This window comes from Bartonella sp. B1098, assembly GCF_944896145.1.
Lineage (GTDB): Bacteria > Pseudomonadota > Alphaproteobacteria > Rhizobiales > Rhizobiaceae > Bartonella.
The window spans coordinates 823,884-842,728 of the sequence record NZ_CALYLP010000002.1 but is presented as its reverse complement, the minus strand read 5'-3'; the positions used below and the strand labels follow the sequence as shown (position 1 = coordinate 842,728).

8 protein-coding genes are annotated in these 18,845 nt (G+C 38.2%); 2 read left to right on the top strand and 6 right to left on the bottom strand.

The window, feature by feature from the left end:
- Positions 1-87: 87 nt before the first annotated feature.
- Both NNJ85_RS03555 and pncB read left to right on the top strand, forming a co-directional pair.
- Entirely contained in the window at positions 88-8,673 is an 8,586-nt protein-coding gene (locus NNJ85_RS03555; protein WP_254473576.1) for a GH36-type glycosyl hydrolase domain-containing protein, read from the top strand.
- A 116-nt stretch (positions 8,674-8,789) separates the two neighbouring features.
- Positions 8,790-10,094: a nicotinate phosphoribosyltransferase gene (pncB, locus tag NNJ85_RS03550; RefSeq protein ID WP_254473574.1), complete on the top strand. Its 1,305-nt coding sequence runs from the start codon at positions 8,790-8,792 to the stop codon at positions 10,092-10,094.
- 478 nt (positions 10,095-10,572) lie between these two features.
- On the opposite strand, the gene NNJ85_RS03545 is transcribed toward pncB, so the two are convergent.
- The 6 genes from NNJ85_RS03545 to pheT all read right to left on the bottom strand — a co-directional run bounded on the left by NNJ85_RS03545 (position 10,573) and on the right by pheT (position 18,835).
- Complete coding sequence (locus tag NNJ85_RS03545; protein WP_254473572.1) at positions 10,573-10,959, bottom strand: YbaN family protein; 387 nt, start codon at positions 10,957-10,959, stop codon at positions 10,573-10,575.
- 427 nt (positions 10,960-11,386) lie between these two features.
- A complete protein-coding gene (locus tag NNJ85_RS03540; protein WP_254473570.1) occupies positions 11,387-12,292 on the bottom strand; it encodes a metal ABC transporter permease in 906 nt (301 codons plus the stop codon).
- Positions 12,289-13,155, bottom strand: coding sequence for a metal ABC transporter permease (locus tag NNJ85_RS03535; protein WP_254473567.1), 867 nt, complete (start codon positions 13,153-13,155; stop codon positions 12,289-12,291). Before NNJ85_RS03535 ends, NNJ85_RS03540 begins: the two co-directional genes overlap by 4 nt.
- Positions 13,152-13,982 (bottom strand): manganese/iron ABC transporter ATP-binding protein, encoded by an 831-nt coding sequence (locus tag NNJ85_RS03530; RefSeq protein WP_254473565.1) that lies wholly within the window; start codon positions 13,980-13,982, stop codon positions 13,152-13,154. Before NNJ85_RS03530 ends, NNJ85_RS03535 begins: the two co-directional genes overlap by 4 nt.
- A complete protein-coding gene (locus NNJ85_RS03525; RefSeq protein WP_254473563.1) occupies positions 13,979-14,887 on the bottom strand; it encodes a metal ABC transporter substrate-binding protein in 909 nt (302 codons plus the stop codon). Before NNJ85_RS03525 ends, NNJ85_RS03530 begins: the two co-directional genes overlap by 4 nt.
- Positions 14,888-16,420: 1,533 nt before the next feature.
- Entirely contained in the window at positions 16,421-18,835 is a 2,415-nt protein-coding gene (gene pheT / locus NNJ85_RS03520) for a phenylalanine--tRNA ligase subunit beta (RefSeq protein ID WP_254473561.1), read from the bottom strand.
- Between the last annotated feature and the right edge of the window lie 10 nt (positions 18,836-18,845).

Here is an 18,845-nt window from a genome sequence, read left to right as displayed (position 1 = left end):
GTTTTTTGTCTATCAACGGTTCACTATTCAAATAAAATGCTTACAATTTAAATAAAAAGCGATGTAATTGAATGATAATGGGACATTATGGTGTGCACAATACCTTTCATAAAGTACTTTTTCTCTCAAAAGAAGAGAAAAGACCATTTTATTAATAGTGATTTCCCTCTTCGTGCAATTTATAAAGTACAGGAAGATCTTTATGATCTAGGGCATGATATAGCTTCTGGCAAAGAAATTTTACTCCCTGAATATGAAGGAGTAGAAGATTTTCGCAAGAGATTGAATGAAAATGCTAAACTTATCCTTCATGCCTTTCATACCAGTGATTTTGCTGCCAGAAATGATGAAACTATTGCACCGTCTGCGCAATGGCTCATTGATAATCATTACACCATTGATAAAACCATACAACAACTACGCCGTAACTTTCCCAAGTCCTTCATAAAGCAACTTCCTCTTTCACCACAAAAAGCAGGAATACCACGCATTTTTGCTTTAACTTGGCTTTATATTGCGCATACCGATAGCAGCTTTTCACAAGAAACACTGACAGTTATGATCAATGGGTTTCAAGAAGTTTGTGCGCTCACAATTGGTGAATTGTGGGCTCTTCCTTCAGTTATACAAATGCTACTCATTGAAAATGTTCGTCGTCTTTCAGTGCGTATCGAAAAAGCGCGCCAGATGCGCCATCTTGCCAGTCAAGTAGCTGATAAAATTTCTCTTGTAGAAAATAAAACCAGTCTAAATTCTCTTTTTACGCAGTACAAACCATTCACTGCTGACCCAACTTTTTCAGCACATTTATTCTATCGTCTGCGCAGTGCATCTATCGATTCAAACATAGCGTTAACTTGGCTTGAAAAGCAATTAGAAAGTCAAGGCAGTAGCTTAGAAAGTGCAACAGCCGATGAGCATACCCGACAAGCGGCAGATGGTGTGACCATGGGTAATATTATCTGTGCTCTTAAAGCGATAGATGATGTTGATTGGACCGTATGGTTTGAAACAGTGAGTTGTGTCGATGCTATTTTGCGTAAAAAGAGTGATTTTTCTGAAATTGATTCCCATTCACGCAGTATTTATCGACAAGTCATTGAAAAAATCTCACGCTTTTCATCTCTTAGTGAGCTGGAAGTTGCACGCAAATCTGTAGAAATGGCAAATCCCATTTTTGAAGATATGCCTCATTATTCCTCTGTTGGGTGGTATCTTGTCGGTGATGGTCGTGGCATATTTGAAAAGGCTTGTGGATATACGCCGTCTCTTCTCATAAAATGGGCACGCGCTTTTTATTGCTTAAAACTGAGAGTCATTGCCATTCCTGTCTCTTTTCTGACGCTTGCCCTTTTGCTTGCAGTCTATACCCTTTTCCAAATATCTGGCATGACACTATGGATGTCCCTTTGCTTTACTGTATTAGCGCTTTTTCCTGCTATGGATGCGGCTTTTTCCTTCTTTAATACAGTTGTTTCGTGGTTTGTTCCATCAAGACAGCTCATTGGTTATGAATATAAAGAAGGTATTCCAAAACATGCACGTACAATGGTTGTTGTACCTACTTTGATGACATCACGCGATGATATTGATGCGCACGTGCACAATCTTGAAGTGCACTATCTTTCCAATCCCAAAGGTGCGGTTCATTTTGCACTCATTACAGATTGGGTAGATGCTCCCTTAAGAGAAACGCAAGATGATCTTGATTTGTTTCACTATGCGCAAAAGGGTATTGATAAACTCAATGGTCGTTATCATCGTGATGAATTTCCTGTTTTTTTCCTTTTACATCGCCGACGTCTTTATAATAGCGGTGAAAAATGTTGGATGGGATGGGAACGAAAGCGGGGAAAACTTCATGAACTCAATCGGCTTTTAAGAGGCGATAAAAATACGAGTTTTTACTCTCCTGATCCAAATCTTCCGATGGATTGTCGTTTTGTTATGACACTGGATTGTGATACACGTCTTACCCCTGAAAGTGTCACAAAACTTGTTGGAAAGCTTAATCATCCACTTAATCATCCCATTTTTGATCCACAAAGTGGAAAGCTTGTCAAAGGCTATAGCGTTTTGCAGCCACGCATTATTCCGTCTCTGACAACAGGAAAAAAAACATCAATTTTCCAACGGGTTTTTTCGACCAGCCGTGGTATTGATCCTTATGTTTTTGCTGTTTCTGACACTTATCAAGATCTGTTAGGAGAAGGTACTTTTATCGGTAAAGGTCTTTATAATATTGATGCATTTGAACAAGCACTTGACGGCAAAGTTAAAGAAAATACTGTTCTCAGTCATGATCTCTTAGAAGGAGGATATGCCCGTACTGCTCTGGTCAGTAGCATCACAGTCATTGAGGACTACCCAACGGCTTATAATATTGATGTTATGCGTTATCATCGCTGGATTCGTGGTGATTGGCAACTCTTTCCCTATCTTTTTTGTCCCCGTCAAATAAGCTCCGTGACGCGTTGGAAAATGCAGGATAATTTGCGTCGTTCTCTTACACCATTAATGTGGTTAGTTGCAGCGTTTGCAGGATGGGCTCTTTTGCCAATAAAGAGTGCATTCATTTGGCAGATATTTTTGTTGCTGAGCACCTTTATTGCTCCCATTTTATGTGTATTAAAAACGTTTTTTTCATCCAATATAGATCATTCTTTGCGCGGACATGTTCAATTAATTTGGAATAAAACTACTCTTACAGGCGCTGATATATTTCTTAAGACGACTTTTCTTGCTCATTCGGTGTATTTTATGACAGATGCGATTATTCGTACACTCTATCGTATGACGATTTCAAGACAGCATCTTCTTGAATGGAAAACCTCTGCCGCAACAAAATCAATGCCCAATAGTTTGCGTTTCTATGTTTTTACAATGGCACCAGCATCACTTATTGGTGCTCTTGCCCTAACACTCCCTCTTTTTTTTGATAATTTTGCAAGCTTTATTGCTTTGCCTTTTGGGATAGCATGGTTTTTTTCACCTTTCATTGCTTGGGTTGTGAGTCAACCTTCAACATTTCAAGATAGCCTTGAACTTTCTTCAAAAGATGAAAAAATCCTCCGCTCTATTGCTCGACGGACATGGCTTTATTATGCAACCTTTGTCAATGAGCAAAACAATTATTTGCCTCCCGATAATTTTCAAGAAGACCCTGAACCTCTTGTTGCTCAACGTACATCCCCTACAAATATTGGCGTTTATCTCCTGTCTATTATTGCGGCACGTGATTTTGGCTGGATTGGTTTTGAAGAAACAGTTACCCGTATCGAATGTACATTACGCTCTCTTGCAAAAATGGAAAAGTTCCATGGTCACCTCTATAATTGGTATGCAACGGATACACTCAGGCCTCTTTTGCCCACTTATGTCTCAACCGTTGATTCAGGAAATCTTGCTGGTCATTTGGTAACACTCTCTTCTGCTTTAAGGGAATGGGCTGAAAAACCGCATCTTCTTTTTCAAAGTGATCGAGAAGGCTTATCGGATGTTCTTATTATTCTTAAAGAAACGGTTAAAGAAATTCCAGATCATCAACCAAGTCTACGCGCTTTACGCCACAGAATTGAAGAAAATATTGTTCGTTTTCATCACTCTTTCCGTACTTTTGTCGAACAAGAAAATACGATACCTTCTCACATCAGGGATCTTTCACGTGCAGCCCAAGATATTGTAGACTTAGTTAATGAACTCGACCAAAAAATTCAAACAATAGAATCTGCTCGTGCCCTTTGTTGGGCTAAATGCCTTATCGAAACTTGCGACGCTTATCATCACGATGCAATGGCTCATTGTGATCCTGAAAAATTATGCAGAAAACTAAACAGGTTAGCTATAGCGGCAAGGCAAATAGCCTTTGATATGAAATTTGATTTCTTAGAACAGCCTAAACGGCATCTCTTATCCATTGGATATCGTGTTCAAGAAAACAAACTCGATGAAAACTGTTATGATCTACTTGCTTCAGAGGCACGTCTTGCAAGTTTTTTTGCCATTGCAAAAGGCGATATAAAACTTAAACATTGGTTTCATCTTGGTCGACTCCTCGTTCCCATAGGGTGGAAAGGTGCTCTTTTATCATGGTCTGGTTCCATGTTCGAATATCTTATGCCATCTCTTGTGATGCATGAACCTTTAGGGTCTCTCTTGGATCAAACCAATCGATTGATTATTCGTTGTCAAATACAATATGCTCATACACGGGAATTGCCATGGGGGATTTCAGAGGCTGCATTTAATGCTCGTGATCATTTAATGAATTACCAATATGCTCATTTTGGTGTTCCTAACCTCGGACTCCAACGTGGTCTTTCACGCAATGCTGTCATTGCTCCCTATGCCAGCTTTCTTGCAGCACAATATGTGCCTCACAAAGCTGTAACCAATTTAAAGCGATTGCGTAATCTTGGAGCTTTAGGAACATATGGTTATTATGACTCTATTGATTTTACCCCTTCACGCGTAAAAACAGGGGAAAAATACGCTATTGTACGCAATTATTATGCGCACCATCATGGGATGTCTATCCTTGCTCTTAACAATGTTATTTTTCAAGGACGAATGCGTGATCGTTTTCACCGTGATCCCGTTGTGGAAGCAACGCAATTGCTTTTACAAGAGCGCGCTGCCCATCTTATTCCTATGATTCACACCAAAGCTATTAATCGTATGCGCAATAAATCTGAAGTATTGGATGCCGCCCCTTTGCGCATTATTACAAACCCGCTGCTTAAGCCACGGGAAACGTTGCTTTTATCTCATGGCTTTTATTCTATCATGTTGACAGCGAATGGTTCTGGTTATAGCCGTTGGCACGATTATGCGATTACGCGCTTTATTCCTTATGCAACAGAAGATCAACAAGGGATTTTATTTTTCCTACGCAATATACATAGTGGACGGTGGTGGTCTGTGACCAGCGAACCAACACGCGTTATTGAAGAAGAAGCTGTCAGCATTTTTACGGATGAAAAGGCTGAATATACGAAAATGGTTGATGGTATCAAATCAACCCTTGAATGTCTTATTACATCTGAAGGATGTGGTGAAGGTAGACGTATTCAACTGATGAATACAACAAACAAAGACCGTCTTATTGAAGTGACCTCATATGGTGAACTAGCGCTTGCAACAATGGATATGGACCAAGCTCATCCTGTTTTTTCACGGATGTTTATAGAGACGGAAATTGCTGAGGAAGGCAAAACAATTTTTGCCAAAAGGCGCAAACGCGCACCTAATGATCCTGAAATTTATGTTGCTCATTTTGTTTCCAGTACAGCAGATACTCTTAGAGAAACAGAAGCTGAAACGGATCGTTCGTTGTTTATTGGACGGGGGCGATCCATTCATCGGCCCGCTGCATTTGACCAAAATGCTCATTTTAGTAACAGTCAAGGTTGTGTTCTTGATCCTATTATGTCACTGCGATGCCGTATAAAAATTCCAGCCTATGGAAAAGCAGAACTTATTTTTTGGACTTTTGCTGCTCATACAAAAGAAACGCTGCATCATCATATAAAACATTATCGACAACCTGATATGTTTCAAAAAGAACTTTCAATGGCATGGACACGCTCACAAGTTGCACTGTATCAGAGCGAAACCTCGCTTAAAGAAGCGATTGTCTATCAAAAATATGCAACGCCTCTTATCTATCTTGATCGAACATGGCGTCTTCCTTCTGAAATATTAGCAAAAACACTTGGAAAACAGTCGGATCTGTGGCCCATGTCCATTTCTGGTGATAATCCACTCTGTCTTCTTAGATTAAATAACGAGGGAAATATAACTGTGCTGCGTGAGCTCCTTAAAGCACATGAATATTGGCGTATGCGCGGACTCATTGTTGATTTAGTCATTCTCAATGAACAAGCATTTTCCTATATACAAAATACACAACGCGCTCTTGAATGGGTATGCGAATCTTATCGACATCACACGCAAGAAACAGATGCACGCCAACATATTTTTACGCTTCGGCGTGATCAAATGAGTGAGCAAAGTTTTAAAACGCTTCTTGCATCCGCACGCATTATTCTCGATGCCGAAAATGGCTCTTTATCTGAACAGTTTAAACGACTTGGTGAGAATGATTTTGATCTCTCAATTCGTAAAAATGATCAGAGTGCTCATGATCAATTAGACACTTCAAAATATAACAAAGGAAGACAAGTTACAACACAAACTGAACAAAATCTTTTTGCTTCCATTGGTCTTGCGAGCCGACAAAAATCATCTTTTCCTCCAATGACTGGAGAAGATCTAAAATATTGGAATGGTTATGGTGGTTTTAATCAGCATAATCATTATATCATACGTCTTCATGGACGTACTACAACACCGCATCCGTGGATTAACGTCATTGCTAATCACGGATTTGGTTTTCATGTTTCTGCTGAAGGTGCACTCTTTACTTGGGTTCACAATAGCCGTGATTATCAATTAACGCCTTGGGCGAATGATCCAACGTCTAACCGGCCAGGCGAAGCACTTTATCTGGTTGATCGCCAGTCTTTAAAACGTTTCTCACCCGTTTCTGCTGTAGAATGTGATAAAAATGTTATCTATGAGGCTTGTCACGGTTTTGGATTCTCAACTTTTAAGTCGACACATTCAGAAATCGCATTAGAATTAACCCATACACTTGACCTAGAGAAACCTGTTCGCTTTTCACGTCTGCTCCTCACAAATGAAGGGGAAAAACCACGCAGTTTACGCCTGTATAATTATGTTGAATGGGTTTTAGGCAAGACTCAAACAAAATATGCTCCCTTCATTGTTCCCTCTTACGAGGCTAAATGGGGGGCACATTTTATTCAAAATCCTTATCACATTGAAAAGTCTCAGCAAGTCACATTTTTATCGGCATCTGAAATGCCAACCAGTAGCACAATCAATCGCAGCGAATTTATTGGTACAACAGGAACCGTAACACATCCAAACGCGATCCGTAAAGCCAGTGCACTTTCGAATACTATTGAAGCAGGATATGATCCTTGTTCAGCATTTGCTTATGATATTGACCTTCTTCCAGGTCAAACAAAAGAGATCATTTTCTATCTTGGCAGTGCTGAAAATAGAAAAGAAGCTGAAAAATTACTCAATCAAGTACGTGCAAGTGATTTTGAAACTTTGCTCACACAACAAAAACAATATTGGAGTGATTTTGTTTCCCCATTCCAAGTAAAAACACCTGATCCCTCTTTTGATATTATGGTCAATCATTGGCTTCCCTATCAAATCTACGCATGCCGTATCATGGCGCGTGCTGCCTTTTATCAAGCAAGTGGTGCATTTGGCTTTCGTGACCAGTTACAAGATAGTTTATCTTTATTGTTTCTAGAACCACAATTAGCTCATGAACAATTGTTAAACGCAGCTGCGCATCAATTTCTTGAAGGGGATGTGCAACATTGGTGGTTGCCTGAAACAAATGCTGGTGTTCGCACACACATTTCTGATGATATCGTTTGGCTTGCCTATGCAACAGCTTTTTATGTCAATACCACTGGCGATGATGCTTTTCTTGATACGCTCGTTCCTTTTATTGAAGGCGATGTTCTCAAAAGTGGGCAACAGGATGCTTATTTTAAACCCACTCAATCCTCAAAGGTTGCAACAGTTTATGAACATTGCGCTTTAGCTTTAGATTTTGCCATTAAACGCTGTGGACCTCACGGTCTTCCTCTTATTTTAGGTGGCGATTGGAATGATGGCATGAATTTGGTTGGTGTGCAAGGAAAAGGCGAAAGCACTTGGTTAGGGTGGTTTTTCGGGTGCACATTACAAGCATTCATTCCTTTAGCTCAAAAACGGAGTGATAACAGCCGTGTTGAAACATGGAATGCATATTTTGAACGCTTGAAAAAATCTTTAGAAAAAAATGCTTGGGATGGTGCTTGGTATCGACGCGGTTATTTTGATGATGGGACGCCTCTTGGCTCTCAAATCAATGATGAATGCCAAATCGATACCATTGCTCAATCTTGGGCTGTCATTTCTCAAATGGCACCGCTTGAGCGCCAAAAACAAGCTATGGCCTCAATGCTTGAACGTCTCTATGATGAAAAAGGGAAACTTTTACGTCTTTTCTGGCCTCCCTTTGATAAAACAACGCTCGAACCTGGTTATATAAAAGGTTATCCCCCTGGCATTCGAGAAAATGGTGGACAATACACCCATGGTGCTATTTGGAGCATTTTAGCGCTTGTTGAAATGAATGAAAGCGATAAAGCCTATCATTTATTTTCCACAATTAACCCTATTAATCATGGACAAGATCCTGAAACTTATCGTGTTGAACCTTATGTAATGGCCGCAGATATTTATGCCGTTGAGCCACACCTTGGACAAGGTGGTTGGACCTGGTATACAGGTTCAGCAGGCTGGTTTTATCATGCTGCAACACAAGCTATTCTTGGAATACAGCGTCAGGGAGATCTGTTGTTTTTAAAACCACATTTACCTTCTACTTGGCCAAAGTGTGAAGTAAAAATGAAATTTTATGAGGCTGTTTATACCATTAAAGTCAAATGGGGATCTGAAAATATACTTCACGTTAATGGCAAAAAATATACCGAAGTTCATACAGGGATAAAGTTACAAAAAACGGGAAAACATGAAATCATACGCATACTTAAATCCTCAAAACAGAAAAACTAAAGAGCTTTTTTATTCTTGCCTAAAATCTTAGAGTTGTTATAGTTTTTTTCATTCCTATATGGATTTTGTTGGAGCACAATAATTTTAAATTCTATGAAACCAAAAGAAAGAGGATTATGAATCATCCGGATATTGCTAAACGTGTTTACGATCATACTTGGAAGCTTGATCCTATTATTCGTTCACTTCTTGATACGGATTTTTATAAACTTCTTATGGTACAGATGATTTGGGGGCTTTATCCCACTGTTAATGTTACTTTTTCCCTCATAAATCGTTCTAAAACAATACGTCTTGCCGATGATATTGATGAGGGTGAATTGCGCGCCCAACTTGATCACGCTCTTAGTTTGCGCTTTACAAAAAAAGAAATGATCTGGCTTGCTGGTAATACATTTTATGGACGCAAACAAATTTTTGAACCGAATTTTCTTCAGTGGCTTGAGAATTTTCAACTTCCGGAATATGAATTAACCCGGGAAGATAGCCAATATATTCTGCATTTTCATGGTTCATGGGCTCATAGCTCCATGTGGGAAATCCCAGCCCTTGCTATCGTCAGTGAATTACGCTCACGTGCTGCTATGAAAAAACTGGATCGCTTTGCTCTTGATGTACTTTATGCACGTGCTAAAGCAAAAATGTGGAGTAAAGTTGAACGCCTTAAAAAATTGCCTGATATTAAAATATCTGACTTTGGGACACGGCGTCGCCATTCTTTTTTATGGCAGCGTTGGTGTGTTGAAGCATTAAAAGAAGGTATTGGTCATTCTTTTACGGGAACTTCTAATGTTCTTCTTGCCATGGATACAGATTTAGAAGCTATTGGAACCAATGCGCATGAATTGCCTATGGTTATTGCTGCTCTCAGCAACAACGATGATGAATTACGTAGAGCTCCGTATCAAGTTTTGCAAGATTGGAACCGTTATTATGGCGGAAATCTTCTCATTGTTTTACCTGATACCTTTGGTACAGAAGCATTTTTATGCAATGCTCCAGATTGGGTAGCAGATTGGACGGGTTTTAGACCGGATAGTGCACCCCCTATTGAAGGTGGAGAACGTATTATTCAATGGTGGAAAGAAAAAGGGAAAGATCCACGCGAAAAACTCTTAATTTTTTCTGATGCACTTGATGTCAATACAATTGAAAAAACCTATCATCATTTCCATGGAAAAGTGCGCATGAGTTTTGGATGGGGCACTGATCTTACCAATGACTTTACAGGTTGTGCTCCTCAAGAAATCGCAACCCTTGATGCTCTTTCCCTTGTTTGTAAGGTGACCCATGCCAATGGTCGACCAACCGTAAAACTTTCAGATAATCCTGAAAAAACGATCGGTGATTCAAAAGAAATACAACATTATCTCAGTTTTTTTGGTAATAAAAAGCGCGTTTCTAGACCTATAAAGATGTAGTTTTGGGCTCTTTAAACGAATATATTGACTCATCCTATTGTTTATAAGGTTGACCTTTTTCTTAATCCTAAGGACGAAGATTCTTAACCTTTGCAGGTCTGTAAATCATTCGGTTTCTTGTCGAGCGGATTCCACCTGGCTTTTCACATAGGCAATTTACTTACATAAGGTTCGATAAACAAAAATATGCACGAGGCACTTAAAAAGGCTTAACATGCCAAGAAAGTTTAGCAAAATTTACATGCTTTACAAAAATAAAGCCTTTTAATAAATGTAATTTATCATCTTTTACAAAGTAACTTTTTATGAGCTTTAAGGGGGGGGACATAATTTTCTTTGCTTATAAAAAGCTTGTTATTTCATATGTATTTTGAATATGGAGAGGTTATATCTAAAACTTCAAGAAAAAGTCTCTCTTATTGTTCTAACAAATAGGTCAAAGCTAAAAAGAGCATCTCTCATAAAGTCTTTTCTATCATTATGAAGATGAACGTGTCACAATATAAATAGCAATCAACAATAATATAACGGCAACGAGTAAAGAAATCCATAAAGGAGGGTGTACCATTACGAAAAAGGATAATCCCCCTCCTGTCATACTCATCACGGCAAAAATTTTAACAAATGGAGAAATAGCTCTTCTTTCTTCCCATCGTTTAAGAGGGGGACCAAAAATACGATGATGATTCAACCAGTGATGAAAACGTGGAGAAGAACGCGTAAAACACCATGAGGCAACCAACAAAAAAGGCACCGTCGGTATAATAGGTAATACCACACCGATAATACCTAATATAACCATTACCCAACCTGCTATATAATAGCAGAGGCGTAAAGGATGTGATATCTTGAAATATTTCTTCATTCTCTCGTATTATTTTCCTCCACGTAAAACAACTTTACACAAAAAATTGTATCTGTTTCACTGTTCATGTATTTGAATGGATAATTCCTCTCCACCATTTCCCCTCTCCACCATTTCTATGTGTAAGTGTCTTTACTGTCATAAGTTCCTTCAAGATACTAAATAGCTTTGCGATATGATAATCATTTTAAATAGTTTCAAGAAATAAGAAGAGATTTTAGAGAAGTAAAAAATAAAAAGGCTGCAGAATAAATCAATGCAGCCTCTTAATTAAGAATGCAGCGTTGGGGGGGGAGGAGAATATGTACTGCATTCACATGCTAGACATTAGGAGGAAACATAACCTAGCGACTCAACCACTAATTAAAATAAGTATAAGAAACAATATATAAAAATGCATGGCTGATATGCATGAATTTTATCATCGCTAAGTTTCTTGAACTGTGTTTTGACGCAAGAAAGTCATCATGAAAATGGCAATAAAAATCAACGTCAAGATCAACACAATTGTGGAAGCAGAATCAGAGCCGATAAATAAGCTGAGATAAATCCCTAAAAAACCAGAAAGAGCTGCAACAAGTATCGCAATCATTAACATAAAAGAAAACCGTTTTGTAACGAGATAGGCAATTGCCCCTGGTGCTATCAGTAAAGAAATAACAAGTACAATTCCAACTGCTTTTAATGCCGCAACAATTGTAAGAGAAATCATCGTGAGAAGGGTATAGTGGAGCAGTGATATTCGCAATCCCATTGCACGACCTTGTATTGAATCAAAAATATACAGCATAAAATCGCGCCATTTTGCGCCTAAAATAAAAGTAACAATGGCAGAAATGATTGCTGTTTGCGTAATATCAAGCCAATTAACGCCTAACAGGTTACCAAATAGAATATGATTTAAATCTAAGTTACTATAAATAGATGTTGCCAAAACAAGTCCTAAACCAAACATCGATGAAAAAACAACACCCATCACTGTATCCTGTTTGATACGACTATTGCTTCCCAAAAAACCTGTTATAAGCGCACAAATCATACCCGCAACAAAAGCACCGCAAGTAATCAAAGTCATTGTAATATTCTCTGGACGCATATGCTGGAACCAAGCAAATGGTACAGAAGCTAAAAATACTATCACCCACGGTGTTGTCATATAACCAACAACAACACCTGGAAAAACTGCATGGGAAATAGCATCGCCTAACAGCGCCCATCCTTTCAAAATAAGAAAACAAGAAAGCATTGCCATTGGAATAGAAAGGATCATAACAATAAGCATACCTTTTAGCATAAAAGAAAATTGAAAAGGGAGTAGTAATTGATCAATCATGATAACATCACACCTTTTTTTGCTGCATTTATCCGTAAACGAGCAGCAATATATCCGTGTTTAGGAGAAAAAATAAAAGCTAACATAAATAAGAATGCTTGAAAAAGCACGACAACACCACCAGTTTGCGCATTTAAAAAATAACTCACATAAACACCTAATACGCTTGTGAATGTCCCAATTATAACTGAAATAACCAAGATATTCACAAAACGATCACTTAAAAGATAAGCCGTTGCTCCGGGCGTGACAACCAAACAAATAACCAAAAATGCTCCAACCGTTTGCATAGCAGCAACAGTACAAGCAGCAAGCAGTGTAAAAAAAAGAATCTTTAAAAACTTTACGTTCAATCCAATGGCACGCGCGTGTGTTTCATCAAATAAAGAAACAAGGAGCTCTTTCCATTTCAAAAGCAATATAAATAAAGAGAAAAAACCAATAAAAGCTAATTGTATAATATCTGATGAACTGACTGCTAAAATATTTCCTAAAACAATCGTATCAATATTAACAGCCATTGGTTTTAATGATTTGAGAAATAATCCAAAAGCAAAAAAAGAAGAAAAAATGAGACCAATAATGGTATCTTCCTTCAGTTTTGTCCGCTGATTAAAAAACAACATTACTGCCGCAGCAAGACCACCAGAAAAAAAAGCGCCAAGTGAAAAAGGTAGTCCTAAAAGGTAAGCCCCTGCGACACCAGGAACAATCGAATGGGATAGCGCATCACCAATCAATGACCACCCCTTTAACATCAAAAAAGCTGAAAGAAAGGCACAAACACATCCAACTAATCCAGAAACCCACATTGCATTCACCATATACTGATAGCTCAGTGGTTCAAGTAACCAAGAAATCATGCAACGTGCTCCACTCTTTCAATATTTTCACAAACTGTAGACTTTTTTCCTCCCATGAAAACACTATTTTTTTTCGTGTCTTGAAGTTCAAAAATATGGTGGTGCAAAGAGCCTCCAAAAGTTTTCTCCAGATTTTCCTTTGTAAAGATTTTTTCTGTTAACCCAGAAGCTAAGACAGTTCCCTTGATTAAAACCGTATGATCACAAAATTCCGGAACAGAGCCTAAATTGTGGGTAGAGACCAAGATTACTGCTCCTTCTTTACGAAGATCTTGTAACAAAGCAATAATTTTATCTTCTGTTGTAACATCAACTCCTGTAAACGGTTCATCTAATAAAATAGCTTTTGCTTTTTGTGCCAAAGCACGCGCCAAAAAAACGCGTTTTTTCTGTCCACCAGAAAGTTCCCCAATCTGGCGCTTGGCAAAAGGTAACATATCGACACGTTCCAACGCAACACGAACGGCTTCATAATCTTGTGCACTAGCATAGCGAAAGAAATTCATATGACCATACCGCCCCATTAAGACAACATCTTCAACCAGAACAGGAAAGTTCCAATCCACATCTTCGCTTTGAGGAACATAAGCAATAAGGTTTTTTTTCAAAGCTATATCAACAGGCAAATCAAACATGCGAATTTTTCCCTTTGAGGGGCGTACAAATCCCATAATTGCTTTAAATAATGTTGATTTACCAGAGCCATTGACACCAACCAATGCTGTAATAGATCCCTTTGGACTTTCAAAATTTACTTCGCGTAAAGCGGTATGTCCGTTACGATAAGTTACCGTTACCCCTTGGGCAAATATTCCACATTCCCTCATTGGCTTTTTACTCCTTCTAATAAGGCTTTGCTAATACGTCCACTCGTGACACGTAATAAATCAATATAAGTGGGGACCTCACCATTTTTCTCACTGAGAGAATCAACATAGAGAACACCACCGTATTTTGCTCCTGTTTCTCTTGCGACTTGTTTTGCAGGTGCTGGAGAAATTGTGCTCTCAGAAAAAACGGCATGAATATTGTATTTTCGAACCATATCAATAACATGCTTAACCTGCTGCGGTGTTCCTTGCTGATCCGCATTAATTGGCCATAAATAAAGTTCTTTCAGATCAAAATCACGCGCTAAATAGCTAAATGCACCTTCACTCGTTACAAGCCAACGTTTATCTTGAGGAACTGCTGCCAATTCAGCTCTAATTGGATCAATCGTTGCACGAATCTTCTGTTTATAAATTTCGGCATTTTCTTTATAAGTGGCCGCGTGTTCAGGATCGTACTTTACAAAAGCATCGCGAATATTATTAACATAAATCAAAGCAGCGGTCGGTGACATCCAAGCATGAGGATTCGGTTTACCGCTGAAGGGACCCTCACCAATTGTAATGGGTACAACGTCTTTTGAAACGATAACACTTGGAACATCTTTGATATTTTGAAAAAACTTTTCAAACCACAGTTCTAACTCTAATCCATTCCATAGGATAAGATTCGCGCCTTGAGCACGCATGAGATCACGAGGGGTGGGTTGATATTCGTGAATTTCAGCTCCTGGTTTTGTGATTGATTCAACATCAGCGACATCACCGGCGACATTTCGCGCCATATCAGCAATAATGGTGAATGTTGTAACAGCTTTAAATTTACCAGCGCATACCGCTAAATGAGGAGTAAAAAAAATAATCCCCCCCAGAATTAGAGTAAAAACTTTTTTTATATTCATTAGTTCTCTCTTTATTTTATTGCGAATGATTTGCATTATCATTTAGCAATAACAGTTATTTTTTGCATTTGCAATAAAAGATTTTTACAAGAATTAACTTTTCAAGCCCTTTAAAAACAATTTTTTCTTGCCTTAAAATTAAGCTTTAAAAAAGCGAATGATTTTAAAGAAAAATTGCTTTGTTGTTTTGCAAAGCATTTTATAAAAAGCTGAGATATTTTTCTTATTCGTTGCTGGTAAGCCTGTGTCTTTGCTGTTGCTGATTACTCAACAGCTCATCCCAATAATAATATATTATTTATAAGGATAACGTATCGTTTTATTGAGTTAATGAACTGAATATCATAGATTTTTCTCATTTTAAACCTTCTTATTATGAATCAATAACTATTTTTTACTTGATCATTTCAAGCAGAATGAGCCTGTGAACAAAAACGATAAAAAGGAATAAAAATCCTTTTTATGGCCTCTCGCAAATACAAGGGTTTGTCGGTTACATGGAAACTAGAAAAAAGAAAGCATAATGGAGCCAATTTTCCCTTTTATTCAGCATAAGGAGAATGAGGCGCAATAAACTTTAACCACACTATTCACAGGTGCTATCTTAAAATAAACTTAGAAGCACTGCAATATGTTTCTCAAAACAAGTACACATTTGAAAAATATTACGTTTAAAAGCCTTATAAGCAATTCTCACTTTTATCTGCTAAAATGGAGCAAAAATAATGCGTATATCTGTTTGATCTACCTCTGAAATGAAAATGCAGCTTTTTTAGAGGAGAATATAAAGATACAAAGTAAAAAACATCTTCCGATGATCTTCCCTTTTTAATTCAGTTTTTACATAAAATGAATTTTGAAAATCCAAAGGATTTTAGTACGTTGCTGATGGTGCTAGTAAATCAGGTTAGTCAAGTTATTTACAGTTATAATGCAATTTTTGCGTTTTTCTAAAGCATCTTAAACAATGTCTTTTAATTCATAGAATGCGTATTGTCCCATGTTTTTACTCTCATTTTCCAATGAGAATACATCTTTCATAAAAAACAAAACGCTCAAAACAGAGACTTATTATGTTATTCATGCGACTTGTTTTAACAAAACACCTTATATTCATTTCATGGGCTTGAGCTGAAAGATACAGTCCCCAAGGGGGATGAGCTCCATCATTGATTTTACAAAATGCGGTATCATTATTTTATTTTTTCAATCCCATTGTTGCACGATCAATTCCTCATATTGAGACAGGCTTTGGCATTTGAGAGCCTGAGTAAGAAGCATTTTTATTTCTCTTTTATGGTTTCTAAAGAACCGTTCCACTTTAAGGTGGAGAATCAATGATTTTGATTCATTCAAAGGGGATTTGAAATGATAAGTCCCATAATATTGGGGATTCCTATTTAAGATAAAAATTATCAATGAATGGATTATCGTAAAACTTTTTTTCAAAAAATTTCATAGAATTTGAACCTTTAAAAAATAAAGGAGCACTCATAAAGCGCTCCTGTCTTTATAAAAGTCATTTGAAAATATTCAATGACGAAGATAAGCGCCTGTTGTTTTAGTGACATTTTCTATTACTTTTGCAGCAATTTCTTCTAGGTCTTTATCTGTCAAAGTGCGTTCAATCGGTTGAATAACAATTTCAATGGCAACAGATTTTTTATCTTCACCAAGGCTCTGATCTTCAAAAAGATCAAAAACCTGTACGGAATGAATAAGTTTTTTATCGGCTCCCTGAGCCGCACGAACAATAAGAGAAGAAGCAATTGTTTTGTCAACGATAAATGCAAAATCACGCCGCACCATTTGAAACGGCGATAATTTTAAAGGAGGACGGTTTTTCGTTGTTTTTTTCTTTGGTTCTGGAATTTGATCTAGAAAAATTTCAAAGCCGCATAAAGGACCACTGATATCTAATTTTTCTAAGGTCGCTGGATGAAGAACACCAAAAAAACCAAGAATAATTTTTGAACCAAGTTTTATGACTCCTGAACGACCTGGATGATACCAATCAGGGGCTCCAACTTCAATTTGTACTTTCTTAACATCTATATCGCATGCTTCTAAAACGGCTAAAGCATCTGCTTTGGCATCAAAAACATCAACAGCTGTTGCATTTCCATTCCAAAAACGCCCAGTTCCTTCAAATTGCTCTGTACCACGACGAATCCCACTTACAACACGTCGTTGTTTATCAGGGGTATCGTCTTCATAAATGCTGGAAACTTCAAACAAAGCAAGATCAGAAAAACCACGATCAGCATTTCTCTGTGCTGCCATAAGTAAACCAGGTAAAAGAGAAGGACGCATCACTGACATATCAGCGGCAATAGGATTGACCAATTTAAGCTGTGTTTGACCTCCCCCAAAAGCAAGAGCTTGATTTTCGGAGATAAAAGACCACGTTACCGCTTCTTTCATACCGCGATGTGCCAAAGCCAAACGGGTAGCGCGTGAACGAATTTGCGCGCATGTTAAAACTTGATCTTTTCCTTCTGCGAAGTTTTCCAAAGGAATAGGTTTAATTTTATCTAACCCATAAATCCTCATGACTTCTTCCACCAAATCGGCTTTACCCATAATGTCAGGGCGCCATGATGGTATTTTTACTGTAACGACATTTCCTTTTCCCTCAACGCAAAATCCAAGTTTCATTAAAATAGAGATGACTTTTTCTGGCTCTATTTCCAAATGTGTCAAACGTTTAATTTCAGAAAAAGGAAAAGCGATCTGTTTGGTTTTTTGTTGCGGATAGCCAACAATTTTTGCCTTGGATATTTCACCACCACAAAGACGTAAGACCAATTCTGTTGCAATCTCAAGCCCTGTTTCCATAAAAGCTGGATCAACACCCCGTTCAAACCGATAACGTGAATCACTGATAAGTCCTAATGTTCGCCCTGTTTGTGCGATGCTTTGCGCATCCCAAAGCGCCGATTCAATAATAACGCGCCGCGTCGTCTCATCACAGCTTGTTCTCTCACCACCCATGATACCAGCAATCGAAACAACACCGTCTTCATCGGCAATAACACAATCCTGAACACTCAAATGATAGATTTTTCCATTAAGTGCTTGAAGTTGTTCTCCTTCATATGCACAACGAACATACAAATTCCCTTTAATTTTGTCAGCATCAAAAACATGGAGCGGACGACCAAGGTCAAAACTGATGTAATTGGTTATATCAACAAGCGCATTAATCGGTCTTAAACCAATTGCATTCAAACGTTGTTGCATCCACTGTGGTGATGGACCATTTTGAACATTACGCACTTCACGCCAAGCAAAACCTAAGCATAACGATGAAGCTTGTGAAAAATCGAATGAAACGTCGAGGGGTGTGTCAAAGGAAGCTTCAAATTTTGGTAAAGACAATTCTTTTAATTGCCCGATTCCAGCAGCAGCAAGATCACGGGCAATGCCGCGAACACCTGTGCAATCAGAGCGATTAGGAGTCAAACCAATATCAATGATCGGATCATTTAAACCAGCATAAGCTGCAAATCCCCCCCCAATAGGTGCATCTTCTGGAAGTTCGATAATCCCATCATGTTCACCTGATAATTCAAGCTCCGCCGATGAACACATCATCCCAAAACTTTCAACGCTGCGGATTTTTCCTACAGATAATGTCACATCAAGTCCTGGAATGTAAGTACCGGGTAACGCAAGAACACCCACAAGTCCTGCACGTGCATTTGGTGCTCCACAGACAACTTGAACAGGTGTACCAGAGCCTGTATCCACGGATAAAATCTGGAGTTTATCTGCATCAGGATGTTTTACTGCCGTTAAAACTTTCGCAATCACAAAACCTTTTAAAGAAGAACGATCATCAACATGGTTAACCTCAAGACCGATCGCTGTTAGTTTCTCACAAGTTTCATCCAAAGACGCATCTGTCTCTAAGTGATCTTTTAACCACGACAAAGTAAATTTCATTTTAAAACCT

Excerpts from the sequence above, each read along its gene's own strand:
- pheT (WP_254473561.1), bottom strand. The coding sequence starts at position 18,835 with ATGAAATTTACTTTGTCGTGGTTAAAAGATCACTTAGAGACAGATGCG.
- pncB (WP_254473574.1), top strand. The coding sequence starts at position 8,790 with ATGAATCATCCGGATATTGCTAAACGTGTTTACGATCATACTTGGAAG.
- NNJ85_RS03545 (WP_254473572.1), bottom strand. The coding sequence starts at position 10,959 with ATGAAGAAATATTTCAAGATATCACATCCTTTACGCCTCTGCTATTAT.
- NNJ85_RS03555 (WP_254473576.1), top strand. The coding sequence starts at position 88 with ATGGTGTGCACAATACCTTTCATAAAGTACTTTTTCTCTCAAAAGAAG.
- NNJ85_RS03530 (WP_254473565.1), bottom strand. The coding sequence starts at position 13,982 with ATGAGGGAATGTGGAATATTTGCCCAAGGGGTAACGGTAACTTATCGT.
- NNJ85_RS03525 (WP_254473563.1), bottom strand. The coding sequence starts at position 14,887 with ATGAATATAAAAAAAGTTTTTACTCTAATTCTGGGGGGGATTATTTTT.
- NNJ85_RS03535 (WP_254473567.1), bottom strand. The coding sequence starts at position 13,155 with ATGATTTCTTGGTTACTTGAACCACTGAGCTATCAGTATATGGTGAAT.
- NNJ85_RS03540 (WP_254473570.1), bottom strand. The coding sequence starts at position 12,292 with ATGATTGATCAATTACTACTCCCTTTTCAATTTTCTTTTATGCTAAAA.